Origin of the sequence: Arthrobacter silvisoli (genome assembly GCF_003369445.1) — a bacterium.
GTDB classification, from domain to species: Bacteria; Actinomycetota; Actinomycetes; order Actinomycetales; family Micrococcaceae; genus Arthrobacter; species Arthrobacter silvisoli.
The window spans coordinates 49,562-66,387 of sequence record NZ_QRCU01000039.1 but is presented as its reverse complement, the minus strand read 5'-3'; the positions used below and the strand labels follow the sequence as shown (position 1 = coordinate 66,387).

At 68.3% G+C, this 16,826-nt stretch carries 19 protein-coding genes; 9 read left to right on the top strand and 10 right to left on the bottom strand.

Annotated features, from left to right (window positions below):
* Positions 1-147: 147 nt before the first annotated feature.
* From DWV11_RS11075 to DWV11_RS11045, 7 genes are all read left to right on the top strand, one after another.
* The gene (locus tag DWV11_RS11075; RefSeq protein ID WP_281269617.1) at positions 148-1,563 is read left to right on the top strand and encodes an MFS transporter; all 1,416 of its coding nucleotides are present in this window, start codon (positions 148-150) and stop codon (positions 1,561-1,563) included.
* A 12-nt stretch (positions 1,564-1,575) separates the two neighbouring features.
* Entirely contained in the window at positions 1,576-3,090 is a 1,515-nt protein-coding gene (locus tag DWV11_RS11070; RefSeq protein WP_115788940.1) for an amidase, read from the top strand.
* Positions 3,091-3,146: 56 nt separating this feature from the next.
* Entirely contained in the window at positions 3,147-3,833 is a 687-nt protein-coding gene (locus DWV11_RS11065) for a GntR family transcriptional regulator (RefSeq protein WP_245953558.1), read from the top strand.
* Positions 3,830-4,633 carry an aspartate/glutamate racemase family protein gene (locus DWV11_RS11060; protein ID WP_115788939.1) on the top strand — a complete coding sequence of 268 codons (804 nt, stop codon included), beginning with the start codon at positions 3,830-3,832 and terminating at the stop codon, positions 4,631-4,633. Before DWV11_RS11065 ends, DWV11_RS11060 begins: the two co-directional genes overlap by 4 nt.
* 10 nt (positions 4,634-4,643) lie before the next feature.
* Positions 4,644-6,068 (top strand): amidohydrolase family protein, encoded by a 1,425-nt coding sequence (locus DWV11_RS11055; protein WP_115788938.1) that lies wholly within the window; start codon positions 4,644-4,646, stop codon positions 6,066-6,068.
* A 9-nt stretch (positions 6,069-6,077) separates the two neighbouring features.
* Complete coding sequence (locus tag DWV11_RS11050) at positions 6,078-6,806, top strand: maleate cis-trans isomerase family protein (RefSeq protein WP_115788937.1); 729 nt, start codon at positions 6,078-6,080, stop codon at positions 6,804-6,806.
* 340 nt (positions 6,807-7,146) lie between these two features.
* Positions 7,147-7,782, top strand: a complete 636-nt coding sequence (locus DWV11_RS11045; protein WP_115788936.1) for a hypothetical protein — start codon at positions 7,147-7,149, stop codon at positions 7,780-7,782.
* Positions 7,783-7,817: 35 nt separating this feature from the next.
* On the opposite strand, the gene DWV11_RS11040 is transcribed toward DWV11_RS11045, so the two are convergent.
* From DWV11_RS11040 to DWV11_RS11010, 7 genes are read right to left on the bottom strand one after another with little or no spacing between them, the layout of a single operon-like run.
* Positions 7,818-8,702, bottom strand: coding sequence for a diacylglycerol/lipid kinase family protein (locus DWV11_RS11040; RefSeq protein ID WP_115788935.1), 885 nt, complete (start codon positions 8,700-8,702; stop codon positions 7,818-7,820).
* Position 8,703: 1 nt separating this feature from the next.
* Positions 8,704-9,135, bottom strand: a complete 432-nt coding sequence (locus DWV11_RS11035) for a hypothetical protein (protein WP_115788934.1) — start codon at positions 9,133-9,135, stop codon at positions 8,704-8,706.
* Between the two features lie 39 nt (positions 9,136-9,174).
* On the bottom strand, positions 9,175-9,879 hold the full coding sequence (locus DWV11_RS11030) for an alanyl-tRNA editing protein (protein ID WP_115788933.1): 705 nt from the start codon (positions 9,877-9,879) through the stop codon (positions 9,175-9,177).
* Between the two features lie 30 nt (positions 9,880-9,909).
* Positions 9,910-10,257, bottom strand: a complete 348-nt coding sequence (locus DWV11_RS11025) for a hypothetical protein (protein WP_115788932.1) — start codon at positions 10,255-10,257, stop codon at positions 9,910-9,912.
* Positions 10,258-10,280: 23 nt separating this feature from the next.
* Entirely contained in the window at positions 10,281-11,654 is a 1,374-nt protein-coding gene (locus DWV11_RS11020) for an NAD(P)(+) transhydrogenase (Re/Si-specific) subunit beta (protein WP_115788931.1), read from the bottom strand.
* On the bottom strand, positions 11,651-12,001 hold the full coding sequence (locus DWV11_RS11015; RefSeq protein ID WP_115788930.1) for an NAD(P) transhydrogenase subunit alpha part 2: 351 nt from the start codon (positions 11,999-12,001) through the stop codon (positions 11,651-11,653). The genes DWV11_RS11020 and DWV11_RS11015 overlap by 4 nt, the downstream gene beginning before the upstream one ends.
* Positions 12,001-13,176, bottom strand: coding sequence for a Re/Si-specific NAD(P)(+) transhydrogenase subunit alpha (locus tag DWV11_RS11010; protein ID WP_115788929.1), 1,176 nt, complete (start codon positions 13,174-13,176; stop codon positions 12,001-12,003). The genes DWV11_RS11015 and DWV11_RS11010 overlap by 1 nt, the downstream gene beginning before the upstream one ends.
* A 281-nt stretch (positions 13,177-13,457) precedes the next feature.
* Between DWV11_RS11010 and DWV11_RS11005 the strand changes: the two genes are divergently transcribed.
* Positions 13,458-14,069 (top strand): NADPH-dependent FMN reductase, encoded by a 612-nt coding sequence (locus DWV11_RS11005; RefSeq protein WP_115788928.1) that lies wholly within the window; start codon positions 13,458-13,460, stop codon positions 14,067-14,069.
* 117 nt (positions 14,070-14,186) lie between these two features.
* Positions 14,187-14,531, top strand: coding sequence for an iron chaperone (locus tag DWV11_RS11000; protein WP_115788927.1), 345 nt, complete (start codon positions 14,187-14,189; stop codon positions 14,529-14,531).
* 11 nt (positions 14,532-14,542) lie between these two features.
* On the opposite strand, the gene DWV11_RS10995 is transcribed toward DWV11_RS11000, so the two are convergent.
* From DWV11_RS10995 to DWV11_RS10985, 3 genes are all read right to left on the bottom strand, one after another.
* Positions 14,543-15,346: an IclR family transcriptional regulator domain-containing protein gene (locus DWV11_RS10995; RefSeq protein ID WP_115788926.1), complete on the bottom strand. Its 804-nt coding sequence runs from the start codon at positions 15,344-15,346 to the stop codon at positions 14,543-14,545.
* Between the two features lie 94 nt (positions 15,347-15,440).
* Positions 15,441-16,115: a 3-oxoacid CoA-transferase subunit B gene (locus tag DWV11_RS10990; RefSeq protein WP_115788925.1), complete on the bottom strand. Its 675-nt coding sequence runs from the start codon at positions 16,113-16,115 to the stop codon at positions 15,441-15,443.
* Between the two features lies 1 nt (position 16,116).
* A complete protein-coding gene (locus DWV11_RS10985; RefSeq protein WP_115788924.1) occupies positions 16,117-16,824 on the bottom strand; it encodes a 3-oxoacid CoA-transferase subunit A in 708 nt (235 codons plus the stop codon).
* Between the last annotated feature and the right edge of the window lie 2 nt (positions 16,825-16,826).

Below are 16,826 nucleotides of genomic sequence, written 5' to 3'. Positions count from 1 at the left end.
CTCGAGGACGAACTCCTCACCGCGAACGCTTCAGGACCGTTCACCCGGAAGCAGATGTAAGGGCACCGAGAGCCACCGCCTCGCCCACCGCCTTTAGCAAGTAAACGCTCATCCGATGAGCCAGTCGCAAAACGCCCAGGAGGGCCAGTGTCGATCAACTCCCAAACCCAAGGCAGCCAGACCCAAGGCAAGCAGACCCGCAACTCCAGTTCCGATTCCACCCAGCCCGGCTCCACGAAGAAGGGCGGCGGGAACTCAATGAAGAGGGTCGTCGCAGCAAGCTTCGTGGGCACCACCCTCGAGTACTACGACTTCTTCGCCTACAGCACCGCAGCCTCCATCGTCTTCCCCGCCCTGTTCTTCCCCGGCTCGGATCCCGCCACCGGCCTCCTCCTGGCCCTGGCCACCTATGCGGTCGGCTACGTGGTCCGCCCGCTCGGCGCCGCGATCTTCGGCCACTTCGGCGACAAGATCGGCCGCAAGAACGTCCTTGTCACCACCCTGCTCCTGATGGGCCTGGCAAGCGCCGCTGTCGGCCTCCTGCCTACCTACCAGAACGTCGGTATCTGGGCCCCGATCCTGCTGGTCTCCCTGCGCTTCCTGCAGGGCATCGGCATCGGCGGCGAATGGGGCGGTGCCGCCCTGATGGTCACCGAGTCGGACAAGAGCGGACGCCGCGGGCTCTTCGGCAGCCTCGTCCAGAGCGCGGCCCCCACCGGCCTGCTGCTGGCCACCGGCATCTTCACGCTCATGACATCCATCCTGGCCAAGGACGCCTTCCTCGCCTGGGGTTGGCGCATCCCCTTCCTGATCAGCTTCCTGCTGGTGGCCATCGGCCTCTACATCCGCATGAAGCTCGCTGAGTCCCCCGTCTTCGAAGCTGCCGAAAAGAAGGCCGAAGAACAGAAACAGGGCGAAACCAAAGCCCCGCTCCTCTACGTTTTCAAGCACTACAAGAAGGCCCTGGCCGTGGCAGTCGGTGCCCGCATCGGCAGCGACATCGCGTTCTACATCTTCGCCCTGTTCGTCCTGGTCTACGGCACCGAACATCTCGGCCTCCCCAAGAGCCTGGCGCTGGCCGCCTCGACCATTTCCGCCGTCGCGCAGATGATCGCCATCCCGCTGTTCGGTGCACTGTCGGACAAGGTCGGCCGGCGCCCGGTGATGATCGGCGGCGCCATCGGCGGCATCATCTACAGCTTCGTGTTCATCGCGATGCTCGACTCCAAGGTGCCGTTCCTGGTGCTGATCGCCCCGGCCATCGGCCTGGTGGTCGTGGCCGCGATGTACGCCCCGGTGGCGTCCTTCATCCCAGAACTGTTCCCCACCAAGGTCCGCTACACGGGTGCGGCCGTGGGCTTCCAGCTGGCGGGTGTCTTCGGCGGTGGCTTCGCCCCGCTGATCGCCGTCGAACTCATCGCCCTCACCACCTCCGGCTTCTCCGTGGCCGGCTACCTCTCCGCCACCCTGCTGCTCATGGTCTACTGCGTCTTCATTGCCAAGGAGACCTCCAAGATCGCCATGGCCGACGCCGGCGCCAAGGCCCCCGCGGCCACCCGATAGAAAGTCCTGACAATGAACAACACCGTCCTGCCTTCCGTGGACAGCAGCCGGCTGGCCGGCCTGACCGGACTCTCGATGGTGGAGTGGGCCGCGGCGCTGCGGGAGCGCCGGCTGACCGCCGTCGAGTGCCTGGAACTGCACCAGGCGCGGATCGCCGAGGCGAATCCGGGCCTGAATGCCATCGTCACTCCCAATCCGCAGGCGCGCGAAGAGGCCGAGGCCGCCGACGCCGCCGCAGCGGAGGGCCGCTTCCTCGGCCCCCTGCACGGGGTCCCCTTCACCGTGAAGGACACCCTGGCGGTGAAGGGATTGCGCTCGACGGCGGGAAGTCCCCTTCTGGGGGACTACGTCCCGGCGGAATCGGCGACGGCGGTCCGCCGCCTGCGGGAGGCAGGTGCGGTGTTGCTCGGCAAGGCCAACTGCTCGGAATTCGCGGTGGAGACCCACAGCCGCAACCCGCTTTTCGGCGAAACCTGGAACCCCTGGGACACCGCGCTGACGTCCGGTGGGTCCACCGGAGGCGACAGCGCCGCCGTCGCCTCCGGGATGAGCGCCTTCGGCCTGGGCACGGACTTCGGCGGGTCCATCCGTTGGCCCGCGCATTGCACGGGCATCACCAGCCTGCGCCCGACCGTCGGCCTCGTCCCGGAAACCGGCCTGCTCCCGTACGTCCCGCCTTCGGACGGCAGCCTGCCCGCCCCGAACTCGATGTCCGCCCTGCACCGGCTGGGCAGCGTGGCCTGGCTGGCCCGCAGCGCGGAGGACCTGGGCGTGCTGCTGGGGATCCTCGCAGGGCCCGACGGCGTGGACCCCTCTACCGTCCCGGTGCCCGTCGGCGCCCCGCTTGAGAGCCTGGACGGCCTGAGTGCCGCCTGGTTCGAGGACGAAGGCACCCACCCGGTACGGGCCGACTTGGTGTCCGTGCTGCGTTCGGCCGCCGAAACCCTTGCGGGCCTGGGCCTTCCGGTGACGCACGGCCGCCCGCCGGGACTGGAGCGCGCCGCCGCCGCCTTCGTGGCATTGCGCACTGCCGAGGGCATGCCGGAGGTCGCGGAACTGGCCGCGGGCCGCGAGGACGAACTCGGCGCCCATCTCCACGGCCTGCTGGGAGCGCCCGCCACCGTGGTGGAGTACCGCAAGGCCGCGGCGGAACGGGACGCCATCCGGGCCGAGGTGCTGGCCGCCATGGAGGAGCACAACATCCTGCTGCTTCCCGTGGCCTGTGTTCCGGCTGCCGATCCCCGGGAGCAGAGCTTCACCGTGGAAGGCAAGGAGATCCCGTGGACCGAGCTGGGCTCCTGCTGCCGGGCCATCAGCATCCTGGGCTTCCCCGTGGCCGTGGTGCCGTGCGGACTGTCCAAAGAGGGCCTGCCCGTAGGGATCCAGGTGGTGGGCCGGCCCTACCGCGACCGCGAAGTGCTGGCCGTGGCCGAGGCCTTGGAAAAGGCCTTCGGCCGCTTCAGCCCTCCATCGTTCAGCAGCACCTCATTCAGCACCACGTCATTCAGCACCACAGTGCGGGACTGAACCGCGATGCACAGCACTGAGGACGTAGAGTCGCTAAAAACCCCACGAATGGAGCAATGATGCTGGCAGCAGAAGAAACCCCCGCCTCCGACCGCCCCCTCCGCGAGGCCGTGCGGGACACCCTCCGTTCACGGATCTTCGAAGGCCACTACGCACCCGGCACCCGCCTGGTGGAACGTGACCTGGCGGCCGAATTCAACGTGTCGCGCCTGCCCATCCGGGAGGCCCTGCGCATGCTGCGCCAGGAAGGCCTCATCCGGGACCGCGCCTCGCGCGGCTCCGAGGTGGCAGGCCTGAGCGCCAAGGATGTGGAGGACCTGTTCGACGTCCGCGAATCGCTCGAGGTGCTAGCCTGCCGGCTGGCCGCGAGCCGGGCCGGAGAGGAGGACCTCAAGCGGCTCTCCGGACTCCTGGACGACGCCGAACGCTTCCTCGCCAAGGGGTCCATCCTCGAAGCGCACCGGGCCAACAGTGAATTCCACGACGCCATCACGGCCATCGCCAACAACAACTTCCTCCGTTCGGCACTGGAGCCCCTCCAAGGCCGCATGCACTGGCTCTTCCGCCATGTCAGCGACCTGCCCGAACTGATCCAGGAACACCGTGAGCTCTACGCGGCAATCGCCAGCGGAGACCCGGAGCGCGCCGCCGCCCAGTCGGCGTCGCACATCGGCAAGTACCGCGAGCAGTTCCCCGAAGACTCCCCCGCCACCGAACTCACCCTGCAACGGAAACGAACATGAAACTACTGGTCATCAACCCCAACATCAGCGAAGACGTCACCGCACTGATCCAGGCCGAGGCGCTGCGCTCGGCCGGTCCGGACACCGAGCTGATCGTGCGCACCGCCCCGCACGGGGTCGAGTACATCGAAACTCGCTTTGAATCGCTCATCGCGGCCGGCGCCGTCGCCGAGCTGATCGCCGAATACGCCAGCCCTGAGGGCAGCAGCGTGGACGGCGTCGTGGTGGCGGCCTTCGGCGATCCCGGCATGCCGGCACTGAAGGAACTCGTGGATGTCCCGGTCATCGGCATCACCGAAGCCGCGCTCTGCGCCGCGGCACTGCAGGGCCAGCGCTTCTCGATCATCGCCATCTCGGACCGCATCACCGCCTGGTACCGGGACTGCGTTGAGCACTTCGGCCTCGGCGGCCGGCTCGCCTCCATCCGCTCCATCAAGCAAAGCCTGCACGGCATCGGATCCGTGCAGCACGATTTCAAGGACACCCTCCTGGCGCTGAGCCGGCAGGCCGTCGAAGAGGACGGGGCCGACGTCGTGATCCTGGCAGGTGCGCCGCTCGCCGGACTTGCCCGCGACCTTGAGGGGCAGATCCCCGTTCCTGTGGTGGACGGCATCTCCGCCGGTATCCGGATGACCGAGGCCGTGGTGGAGCTGCAGTCCGGCTTCCACCGCCAGGGCGCGTTCGCGCCGCCGCCGGCCAAGAAGCGCCGCGGCCTCTCCGAAAAGCTCGACGCCGCCCTCGCCATCGCCCAATCCGCCGCTCAGGCCGCCGCCTCCGCCGCACCCGTTTCACAGAAGTAGGAGGACACCGATGTCCCTCATCCCTGAACTCGTCATCGCCAACGGCACCGTGGTGAACAGCTTCGGCCGGCAGGCAGCGCACATCATCGTGCAGGACGGACGCATCGCTGAACTGATCGACGCATCGCAGCCCGTCCCGGCAGCAGCCCGCACCATCGATGCCCAGGGCAAGCTGGTGATCCCCGGCGGCATCGACGGCCACTGCCACGTGGCCCAGGTGACCGGCCGTTTCCGTACCTTGGACGACTTCGCCACTACCTCCACCGCCGCACTGTGGGGCGGAACCACCACCATCATCGACTTCGGCATCCCGCGGGACGCCCAGGAAACCCCGCTGGAGGCCGTGCTCAACAAGAAGCGCCTGGCCGCCGAATCCCGCTGCGACGTGGCCCTCCACGGCTCCGTGATCAGCTGGGACGAGACCGTGCCGTGGCAGCTGGAGCAGCTCGTCGCCGAGGGCGTGCGCTCCGTGAAGATGTACACCACCAACCGCGGCTCCACCATGGCCGACGGGGACACCATCCTGAAGGTCATGCGCGAGATGGTCCGCCTGGACGGCCTCACCTACATCCACGCCGAGCACGACGCCATCATCGCCGACTGCACCGAGCAGCACGCCGCGGACGGCCTGATCGGCATCGAGCACCTGCACCGCACCCGCCCTGAGCTGGCCGAGGAAGTCTCCGTCAAGGAAACCCTGGCCCTGGCCAGGTACACCGGAGCGCCCGTGTACTTCGTGCACCAGTCCACCCCCGGCGCCGTGGACCTGGTCAGCGAGGCCCGGGCCGACGGCCAGGAAGCCTACTCGGAAACCTGCCCGCACTACCTGACCCTGGACGACACCGTCTACGGCACGGAGTTTCCGGAGTGGTACGCCTGCTGCCCGCCCATGCGCTCCCCGGAAACCGTGGCCGCCCTCAAGGAACGGCTCGCCGCCGGCGCCATCCACACCGTGTCCTCGGACCACTCCTGCTACGACCTCTCGCAGAAGCGCGAACGCACCGACGACATCCGCTTCATGCCGCACGGCCTGCCCGGCGTCGAGACCCGCATGCCCGTGACGTTCACCGCCCTCGTCACCGAGTCCGGCGGCTCCGTGGAGGACTTCGTGGAGGTCTTCGCCGCCGGCCCCGCCCGCATCAACGCGGTACCGCGCAAGGGCACCATCGCCGAAGGCTTCGACGCCGACCTTGTGATCTTCGACCCCGCAGACGAACGCAAGGTCGACGGCGGCGCGCTGCACATGGGGACTGACTTCTCGCCCTTCGAGGGGAAGGCACTGAACGGCTGGCCCGCCGTCGTCGTCTCCGCCGGACGCGTGGTGCTGGACGAAGAAGGCTTCCACGATCCCGGCCCCGTGGGCCGCTTCGTGGCCCGCAACGGCTTCACCGAGCACCGCGACGCCCTGGCCGCTTCCCCCGTTCTTTCTGTCTAGGAGTTACTCTTGCCTTCCGAAAACCGCCCTGTCCGCATCGGCATGATCGTGCCGTCCTCCAACACGTGCCTGGAGCCGCAAAGCTACCGGATCCTCGGCGGGCGCACGGACGTCACGCTGCACTTCACCCGCATCAACGTCACACGGATCGCCCTGGATGACTCCTCGGACAAGCAGTTCGACGCCGCCGGCATGCGCGCCGCCGCGGAACTGCTCGCCACGGCCGACGTGGATGTCATCGCCTGGAACGGCACCTCCGGTTCCTGGCTTGGCGCCGCCCACGACCAGGAACTGGTGCAGGAAATCACCGATGCCACGGGCATCCCCGCCACCACCTCCACGCTGGCGTACCTGGCCGCGTTCTCCGAGTTCGGCACCGAACGGATCGGCATGCTCACCCCGTACACCGCGGATGTGAACGAGGCCGTGGTGGCTTCCTATGAGCGCGAGGGCATCAAGACCGTGGACCACCGGCACCTGGACCTGAGCGACAACGAGTCCTTCGCCCGGGTCACCGACGAGGAGATGCTGCCCGGTTCCCTGGAGCTGGCCTCGTTGAAACCCGACGCCCTGATCTACCTCTGCACCAACCTCTACGGTGCCAACATCACGGCGGAGGTGGAGTCGCGCACCGACGTGCCCGTGCTCGATTCCGTGGCCGTGACCCTGTGGCACTGCCTGAAGCTTGCCGGCGCCCCCTTGCTCGCCCCAAGGTGGGGCCGGTTGCTGGCCGACTGAATTTCGCATCAGACCCGCCGGCACCCGGGCTGAACCTGCCCCGGCCCCGCACTATGCAGAGTGCGGGGCCGGGGCATCCGGGAAGACCAACGGCCGCCCGTCCCTGTGCTCTGTTTGGAGCCGGGGGCGGGCCGCTTTCGTCTGGGCATGGGGCGCGGTGGCTTGCGGGCGAACCGGCAGCAGATGACCTCTGGACGCGATTCAACGGGCAAGTGCTGGCAGTTCGCGCAACAAAGGGAAGGAGCGTCGGCCAGCGGAAAACCCCTATGGCCAAAGCGCCGCCGCCATGCGAATATGTGAGCCTCATCCGTCGCAGGACACTCAAAATTTGGGGGTATTTTTGTCCGAGAACACCGCTGCGCCCAACGAGCCGCAGCCCGCAAGCAACCACTCCACCGGGCCCGAATACGGCATGCGGATCCCCGAAGGCAACGGCCAGCCTCCTGCTTGGGGCCCGGCCTGGCACCCCGAAGCCACCCCGCAGGCTCCGCTCCCCCGGCCGCAGCAGGCCTCCGAGGGCGAAGATATCGGCCGCGGAGCCATTTTCGCCTTGGCTGCGATGCCCCTCGGAATCATTGTCTGGATGGTCATCTGGAACTTCGGCTGGATCACCTCGTTCGTGACCTTCGGCGTCGCGGCCTTGGCGGCCCGGCTCTACGTCATGGGCACGGCAGGGACCCTCAGCCGCAAGGGTGTCTGGATCGTCGCGTCCATCACCGCAGCCACAACGCTATTGTCCTTCCTTGGCGGGGTGTGGCTGGACGCCGTCTCCTACATCGGCGGCGTCTCCTACATCGGCGGCTCACCTTTGGCAATGATCCTGGACCCGGAACCGTGGGACCTCATGGGCTACAACCTCGCCACAAACCCCGACTTCGTCAAGGCCTACGCCGGCGACTTCTTCATGGCCCTGCTGTTCGGCGCCCTCGGCTGCTTCTTCACGCTCCGCAGCCTGTTCGCAGCGACGAAGGCCTGACCGCACCGGCCGCAGGCATTACACCCGCGGCAGCCCTACACCCGGACCAGCAGCGCCCCGGGATCCACGCGCACGCTGAGCCGGGAACCCTTGCCTTCGTGGTCGCCGTCGAGCTGGAAATCGTCGGCATGCTCCAGGGTGACGTCCACTGACGTGCCCCGGAAGTATTCCACCGCGGGATCCTTGCTGCGGCCCCTGCCGATCATGCCCGCGAGCACGCCGAGCCAGCCCAGCTTCCCGGGCGCCACCACCATGAGGTCGAGGATGCCGTCGTCCATGGCGGCGCCTGGGAAGATCTCGACGCCGCCCTGGATCCTGCCGCAGTTGCCCACCATCACGCTGCGCACGCGGCGGTCCGCCACCGGTTTGCCGTCCACGATGATCTTCGCTTTGACCGGCTTGCCCTGCAGGTTCCGCATGGCAGCGTCCACGTAGGCAAGCCAGCCGACCTTGTCCTTGAGCTCCGAATCGGTGCTGGCCATGATGCTCGCGTCGAAGCCGAGCCCGGCCATCACCAGGAAAGTCTGTTCGCTGCCGCCGTCGCGCACGGAGCGCACGACGTCGATCTTCCGCTCCTGCCCCAGCAGCGCCGCCTTCGCCGCCCCCTTGGCGTCGGTGACGTCCACGCCGAGGTTCCGTGCCAGCAGGTTGCCGGTGCCCAGCGGGACCAGGCCCAGCGGGGTTTCGGTCCCGGCCAGGACTTCGGCCACGCAGCGGACGGTTCCGTCGCCGCCGGCGGCGATCACGACGTCGGCCCCCGCTTCGAGCGCTTCCCGGGCCTGGCCGGCGCCCGGGTCCTCCGCCGTCGTTTCCAGCCACAGCGGCTCCTCCCAGCCGTGCTCGCTGCCGAGCCGGGCGATAACCTCGCGGATGTCCTGCGCGGCGGGCTTGGAGGGGTTGATGACGACGGCGGCCCGCATGCTAGGGAGCCAGCTCGCCGGCCCGGGTCCAGCCCAGAGCCTCGTAGCGGGCCGCGGCGGCGGCATCCACGGGAGCGTAGACAACGGCCGCACCCTCGACGAAGGCTTCCTCCGCCAGCCTGGCCAGCACCACGGCTTCGTGATCGGCGGCAACCTCGTCGCCATCCACTGCGCGCACCGGGCCGAAGACTGCGAAACCTTCACCGAAGGCCACCCGGCCACGCGCCACGGGGCGGTCGAAGCGGACCAGCTCCACGACGTCGTAATCGTCCAACGGCGCCTCGAACACGCCGAACTCGGAGTCCAGGGCCGGGGCGTCGTTGACCTCGCCCGGCGGGGCGGTCATGAGGATGCCCGCGGGCGGCGTTTCCTCGCCGTCGCTGAGCCGTGCCCAGAGGGGCTTCCAGTCGTGTGCGGTTTCCGGTGCGCTCATGGTTCCGACCCTACCTTTCGGGAGCCTCTACGGCTCGGCTTAGACATGCTCGGCCTCGTAGCGGACCTTGAGGGCGCCGCGCTTGATCTTCAGGTCCAGCACACGGACGCCGGCCAGGTCCTCGAGCCGGGCCACGTGCGTGCCGCCGCAGGGTTCGCTGTTGACGCCTTCGATGGTGACCACGCGGTGCCCGGCCTCGTCAGTGGCGGCGCTCACCGCACCGCCGCGGGCCAGGACGGCGTCGAACGCTTCCTGCAGTTCGGCGCGGACCTGCTCGCGCTGCTCCGGGGTGGCGAGTTCGGCTTCGAGGCCCTCGGGCGAGAAGTCCAGGCGGGCCTGGCCGGGGTAGTGGCTGTGGCCGGTGCTGGTCCAGCCGCGGGCCTCGCCCAGGTGGCCGAGCACATGGCCGGCCGTGTGCAGCGCGGCGTGGCGCTTGCGGAGGGCGGCGTCGATGGAGCAGTCGACGGCGATACCCGGCTCGAGCGAGGCAAGTTCCGGGCCGCCGGACAGGATCACCAGTCCGTCGTCATTGCGCGACGGAACCACCGGCGCACCGTTCAGGGTGCCCTCGTCCGAAGGCTGGCCGCCGCCCTTGGGGTGGAAGATGTTCGGGCTCACCGCTGCCCAGGCACCGGTGCCGTCGGTTCCGGTGGCCACCACCGTGGCGGCTGTTTCGAAGAGGTAGGTGTCGCCGTAGTACGCCTGTTCCTGCTGGGTTCCGGGGGCTGCGGTGCTGGTGCTCATCTACTCAGCTTATGGTGTGGCGCAGGTGCCTCAGTCCGCGTCGATGCGTTCCAGCAATTGCCCCAGCGCCTCACGGATATCGTCGTGGTCGTACTGGGCTGCCCGGCTTTCGGCGGAGATCACGGCGCAGCGGTGGATCTTTTTGAAGTCGCCGCAGGGAAATTTGTAATGCCCTTTTTGCTCGTCCGGATGCTCGTCGTCCACACCCAGATACCACTCGGAATACTCGCCGTAGCCGTTCTTCTCGAGGAACTTGTTTTCATCCTCGGCGGATGGGGCGTGCTCGCTCCAGTCGTCGCGGACGTCTTTGACGGTTTTCCCGTCCCGGATCAGGCGCTTGGCGTGGCCGAAGGCCTTCTTGTTCAGTTTCACGGTCATTGCATGACTCCTTCGTTCCTGGCTTACAGCCCCTTGACCGCCGCCAGCACCTTGGCCAGGGAGTCCTTGGCGTCGCCGAATAGCAGGGTGGTCTGCGGTTCGTACATGAGGTCGTTCTCGATCCCCGCGAAACCCGGCCGCATGGAGCGCTTGAGGAACACCACCTGCCGGGCCTGGGAGACTTCCAGGATGGGCATCCCGTAGATGGGCGAGCCTGCGGTGGTCTTCGCCGCCGGGTTCACCACGTCGTTCGCACCCACCACGAGGGCCACGTCCGCGGTCTTGAACTCGGAATTGATCTCGCCCATTTCCTTGAGCGATTCGTACGGCACATTGGCCTCGGCCAGGAGGACGTTCATGTGCCCGGGCATGCGGCCGGCCACCGGGTGGATGGCGAAGTCGACGTCCACCCCGCGCTCTTCGAGGGCCTCCGCGAGTTCGGCCGCGGTGTGCTGCCCCTGGGCCACGGCCAGTCCGTAGCCCGGGACGATGATCACCCGCTGCGCGTAGCCAAGCAGCACGGCCACGTCCTCAGCGCTGGACGAGCGCACGGGGCGTTCGCTCACGGCGGTGGATCCCGCCGTCGAGCCTCCCCGGAAGGCGCCGAACAGGATGCCCGCCACGCTGCGGCCCATCGCCGCTGCCATGGCGCGGGTAAGGATGGTGCCCGAGGCCCCCACCAGCGTGCCCGCCACCACCAGCAGCACGTTGCCAAGCACCAGCCCGGACGCCGCTACAGCGAGGCCGGTGAAGGCGTTCAGCAGCGAGATCACGATGGGCACGTCTGCGCCGCCCACCGGCAGGACCAGCAGCACGCCGGCCACCATGCCCAGCAGCAGGAGCACGACGGCGAGCGCCTGGGAGCCGCTGACCACGACGCCCGCACCGGTCCCCACCGCCGCAAGCAGCACCAGCGACATCACCACCGGCAACCCCGGGAACACCACAGGCCGGGTGGTCATGAGCTCCTGCAGCTTCGCGAAAGTGATGGCCGAACCCGCGAAGGACACGGCGCCCACCAGCAGCGTGAACACCACAGCCACCCGCATCCAGCCGTCGTCACTGTGCGCCAGTTCCAGCAGCGCCACCAAGGCCGCGGCGCCGCCGCCCACGCCATTGAACAGCGCCACCAGCTGTGGCATCTGCGTCATCTTGACCCGCCGGGCCACGGGCGCCGCCACCGCCGACCCCACCGCGATCGAACCCACGATCCAGGGGATATTGTCCAGGTGCACGGACAGGAAAACCGCGACGACGGCGATCACCGCACCGAAGGCGCCCACCAGGTTGCCCTGCCGGGCCGTGCGCGGTGAATTCAGGCCTTTGAGGGCGAGGATGAAGCACACCGCCGCGGCCAGGTAGAGCAAGGCGGTCCAGACGGGGCTGAGGAGGGTCATCGTGCCTCCTCCTTCTGCGTGGCTTTGTCCACCCCGGGCGCCGGCTTCTGAGCTTTTCCGGATGCGGCGGGCTTCCGGCCGCGGAACATCTCGAGCATGCGGTCGGTCACCACGAAGCCGCCCACCAGGTTGGCGGTGGCCAGCACGACGGCGAGCAGCGCCACCGCGAGCACCAACGGCTCATGCGCCTGCCCGGCCACGATGATGGCGCCCACCAGGATGATGCCGTGGATCGCGTTGGCCCCTGACATCAGCGGGGTATGCAGGGTGCTGGACACCTTGGAAACCACCTCGAAGCCCACGAACACCGCCAGCACGGTGATCGTCAGCAGGCTCACGCCGTCCATCAGTTCGCCCCTTCCGTCGCGGAGTCGGCCGTGGTGAGCGCCGCCAAAGCCTCGGCCGTGGGCGCATGCCGCACACCGCCGTCGTGCGTCAAACAGCTGCCGGCCACCACCTCGTCCTCCCAGTCCGGCGCGAAGGCGCCCTCCTTGACCAGCAGTTCCACCAGGTTGGCGACGTTTTTCGCGTACAGCCGGGAGGCATCGGCGGGCAGGGCGGAGGCGGGGTCCTTCATGCCCACCAGGGTCACCGTGCCGCGGCCGTCCGCCGTCGGGATCGCCGTGTCCTCCCCGGCCACCACGCCTTCCACGTTTCCGCCGGATTCCGCAGCCAGGTCCACCACCACCGAGCCCGGCCGCATGGCCTGGACCATCGCGCGGGTGACCAGGAGCGGGGCACGGCGCCCGGGGACGGCCGCCGTCGTGATGAGGACGTCGGCCGCCGCCACGTGCGGGGCGAGCAGTTCGCGCTGCAGGGCCCCGCGGTCGGCGCTGAGTTCGCGGGCGTACCCGCCGGACGCCTCGGCCGTTTCGACGTCGAGCCTGATGAAGGTTCCGCCCATCGAGGCGACCTCGTCCGCGGAGGCCGGTCTGATGTCGTTCGCGGAAACGCGGGCGCCCAGCCGCTTGGCGGTGCCGATGGCCTGCAGGCCCGCGACGCCGGCGCCCAGCACCAGCACCCGGGCTGGCGGGATGGTGCCGGCGGCCGTCATGTAGAGCGGAAAGAAGCGCGGCAGGCGCATGGCCGCCTCCAGTACGCAGCGGTAGCCGGCCACGAGCGCCTGCGAGGTCAGCGCGTCCATGGACTGGGCCCGCGAGATGCGCGGCACCAGCTCCAGCGCGAAAGACGTGACCCCCGTTTCGGCGAGCGCCCGCACCGTGGGAAGTTCCGACGACGGCGAGGCCAGCCCGACGGTGACCGCACCCTGTTTGAGGGACTTGGCTGAGTCAAGGTCAAGCGGGCGGACGTGGAGGAGGAGGTCAACGGTGCCGAAGTCCAGTTCCTTGACGATCCAGGCGCCGGCGTCCTTGTAGGCCTCGTCCGGATGGCCGGAGTGCAGCCCGGCACCGCTTTCGACGAGGACCTCGACGCCGAGGCCCGCCAACTGCTTGACGGTGTCCGGCGTCGCGGCCACCCGCCGTTCGCCCTCCCGGCGTTCGCGTGCAATGCCCAGTTTCATCGCGCTCCCTTCCCGGAACCTCCGTTGGTTCCCGGTGACACAAAGCCCGTGCAGTCGTTGGCATGAGCCTAACCCCCTGCGGGCACGGACGGGAGGGGGCCGGCGGGCTTAAGCGCGAACGTACACGTGGGGCCCCGTTTCGGTTTTCAGGGCCCCAAGTGTACGTTCGCGCTCACGTCGGGGCACTCGGCGGTTAGGCTTGCTAGGGGTTGGTGGCCTCCAGCCCCACCACGACCGTCGACGAGCCGGTTCCGGCCGCGCCGTCGGAAAGGAATGCAGTCATGGCAACGTACAAGATCGGCTACCTCGTGGGCAGCCTCGCCAGCAATTCCATCAACCGGATCCTCTCCAAGGCCCTCATCAAACTGGCCCCGGAAGAGCTCGAATTCACCGAAATCCCCATCAAGGACCTCCCGCTCTACAGCCCGGACTACGACGCCGACTACCCGGCCGCGGGCCGCGCCTTCAAGGACGCCGTGGCCGCGTCGCACGGCATCCTCTTCATCTCCCCGGAATACAACCGCTCCATCCCGGGCGCGCTCAAGAACGCCATCGACTGGGGCTCCCGTCCGTGGGGCACCAATTCCTTCGCGCGCAAGCCGACCGGCATCATCGGCACCTCGCCGGGCAGCATCGGCACCGCCGTCATGCAGTCCTCCATGCGCAGCGTGCTCAGCTTCCTGGACGCCCCGCAGCTGAACGCCCCCGAGGCCTACATCAAGTTCAACAAGGACGTCTTCGCCGAGGACGGCACGGTCTCCGACCCCAACACCGCGGAGCTGCTGCGCCACTACATGGAGGAGTACAGCGCGTTCGTCCAGCGCGTGCTCGCGGCCAACGCCCCCGGCCACATCGGCGACGAGCACCCGGATTCGGCCAAGCTGACCCGCTGACCCGCCTCCATCTTGGAGCGCGAACTGGCAGCAGATGCCCTTTGAATCGCGTGCAGGGGTCATCTGCTGCCAGTTCGCGCATCGACGCGGGGAGCCCGGAAGGCGCACCATGTCCGTATGGGAACCGTCACCGATTATCTCGCCGGCATCAAAGCACCGAACCGGGAGGTGCTGGAACGCGTCGTCGCGATCGCGCGCGAACTGGCACCCGGCGTCCAGGAGGGCACCAGCTACGGCATGCCCGCGCTGCTCCTGGACGGCAAGGGATTCGTCAGCGTCCTCGAAACCAAGAAGCACCTGGCCATGTACCCGTACAGCGGACAGATCCTGCCCCGGATCGAGGGCGAACTGGATGGCTTCTCGTGGTCGCCGGGGACGCTGAGGTTCAGCGCCGACAACCCCGTCCCCGACGAACTCGTCCGCCGCATCCTTGAACTGCGCCTGGCGGAAATCGGGAAGTAGCGCGGAAAGGATCAGTGCTTGGCCGAGATGTCCGCCGAGATCAGTTCAGCGGTGCGCAGGATTTCCTTGCGGACGGACTCAAGGTACGCCTCTGGTTCGGCCTGCGCCGAGACGTTCTGGGCCTGCAATGAGACGTTGACGGCGGCCACCACCTTGCCCACGGCGTTGCGGACGGGGGCCGCGATGGACATGAGCCCGAGTTCCAGTTCCTGGTCCAGCAGGCACCAGCCCTGTTCCCGGACCTTTTCCAGTTCGGCCAGCAGGGCCTCGCGCGTGGCCACCGTGTGCGGAGTGAGGGCCTGCAGTTCGACGGTGGCCAGGTACTCCTGCAGTTTCGCGTCCGGCAGGCCCGCCAGCAGGACCCGGCCCATCGACGTCGCGTACGCCGGGAAGCGCGTGCCCACTGTGATTCCGACGGTCATGATCCGGCGGGTCGCCACCCGGGCGACGTAGAAGATGTCTGCCCCGTCCAGCACCGCGGCCGACGTCGACTCCCCCAATTTGTGGGACAGCTCCTCGAGGTGGGGCTGGGCGAGCTGCGGCAGGGAGAGCGCCGAGAGGTACGCGTACCCCAGCTGCAGCACGAGGGCGGTGAGCGCGAAGGTCTTCCCGTCGGTGCGCACGTAGCCCAGCTCCACCAGGGTGTGCAGGAAGCGGCGGGCCGTGGCACGTGTGAGGCCGGTCCGTGCGGCCACTTCGCTGAGGGTCATGAGCGGGTTGGCGGCGTCGAAGGCGCGGATCACGGCCAGGCCGCGCGCCAGGGACTGCACGTACTGGTCACTGGCCTGCGGGGCCGTGGCTGCTGCTTCGCTCATGGTTACCTATCCTATTGGCGCGAACTGGCAGCAGATGTCCGCAAAAGCGTGTTCAGAGGTCATCTGCTGCCAGTTCGCGCTCAAGAAACCGCGCTCAGGAAACGGCGGCCGTCAGCGGGAGCGGGACGAGGGCCTGGAGTTCCTCGAGGGTGCAGCCGAAGGTCTCGCGCACGGTGACGCCGTCGGGCCCGGTGAGAAACACGGCCTTGTCCGTGTACACGCGGGTCACGCAGCCCACGCCCGTGAGCGGGTACGTGCAGTGTTCCACGAGCTTGGACACGCCGTCGCGGGTCAGCAGGGTCATCATCACGAACACGTCCTTGGCGCCCGTGGCCAGGTCCATCGCACCCCCGACGGCGGGAATCGCGTCGGGTGCGCCGGTGTGCCAGTTCGCCAAGTCGCCGCTGGCCGAGACCTGGAAGGCGCCGAGCACGCAGATGTCCAAGTGCCCGCCGCGCATGATCGCGAAGGAATCGGCGTGGTGGAAGTAGGACGCCCCCGGCAGTTCGGTGACGGGGATCTTGCCGGCGTTGATGAGGTCGCCGTCGATCTGCTCACCCACGGCTTCCGGGCCCATGCCGAGCATGCCGTTCTCCGTGTGGAGCGTGATGTTCTGTTCCTCGGTGAGGTAGTTGGACACCAGCGTGGGCTGGCCGATGCCCAGGTTCACGAAGGAGCCGGGCGCGATGTCCCGGGCCACCAGGGCTGCGAGTTCGTTGCGGCCCAGCGGCTCGGCCGAGGTCTGGAGCGAGGTTTCGAGGGTGCTCATCTCAGGCCACCTTTCCTGCGTTGCCGGCGGTGCCGGAATTGCCGGCGGCGCCGGGAACCCGGACCACCGTGTTGACGTAAATCCCCGGGGTCACGATGTTTTCCGGGTCCAAGGCACCGACGGGCACGATCTCGGAGACCTGGACGATGCTGTGCTTCGCGGCGGCGGCCATGATCGGGCCGAAGTTCCGGGCGGTCTTGCGGTAGACGAGGTTGCCCTTGCCGTCGGCTTTGAGGGCCTTGATGAGGGCGACGTCGGCGTGGATGGGGGTCTCGAAGACCTGCCATTTGCCGTCCAGGAAGCGGGTTTCCTTGCCTTCGGCGAGCATGGTGCCGTAACCGGTGGGGGTGAAGAAGCCGCCGATGCCGGCCCCGGCGGCCCGGATGCGTTCGGCCAGGTTGCCCTGTGGCACCAGTTCGAGCTCGATCTGCCCGGCCTTGTACTTGGCGTCGAAGTGCCAGGAATCGGACTGCCGGGGGAAGGAGCAGATCATCTTGCGCACCCGGCCTTCCTTGATGAGCAGCGCCAGGCCCTGGTCGCCCTGGCCTGCGTTGTTGTTCACCACGGTCAGGTCCGTGGCGCCGGAGTCCAGCAGCGCGTCGATCAGTTCGAAGGGCTGCCCGGCGTTGCCGAAGCCGCCGATCATGACGGTGGAACCGTCCTTGATCCCGGCCACGGCCTCGCCCACAGTGTCAATGAAAGTCAGCATGA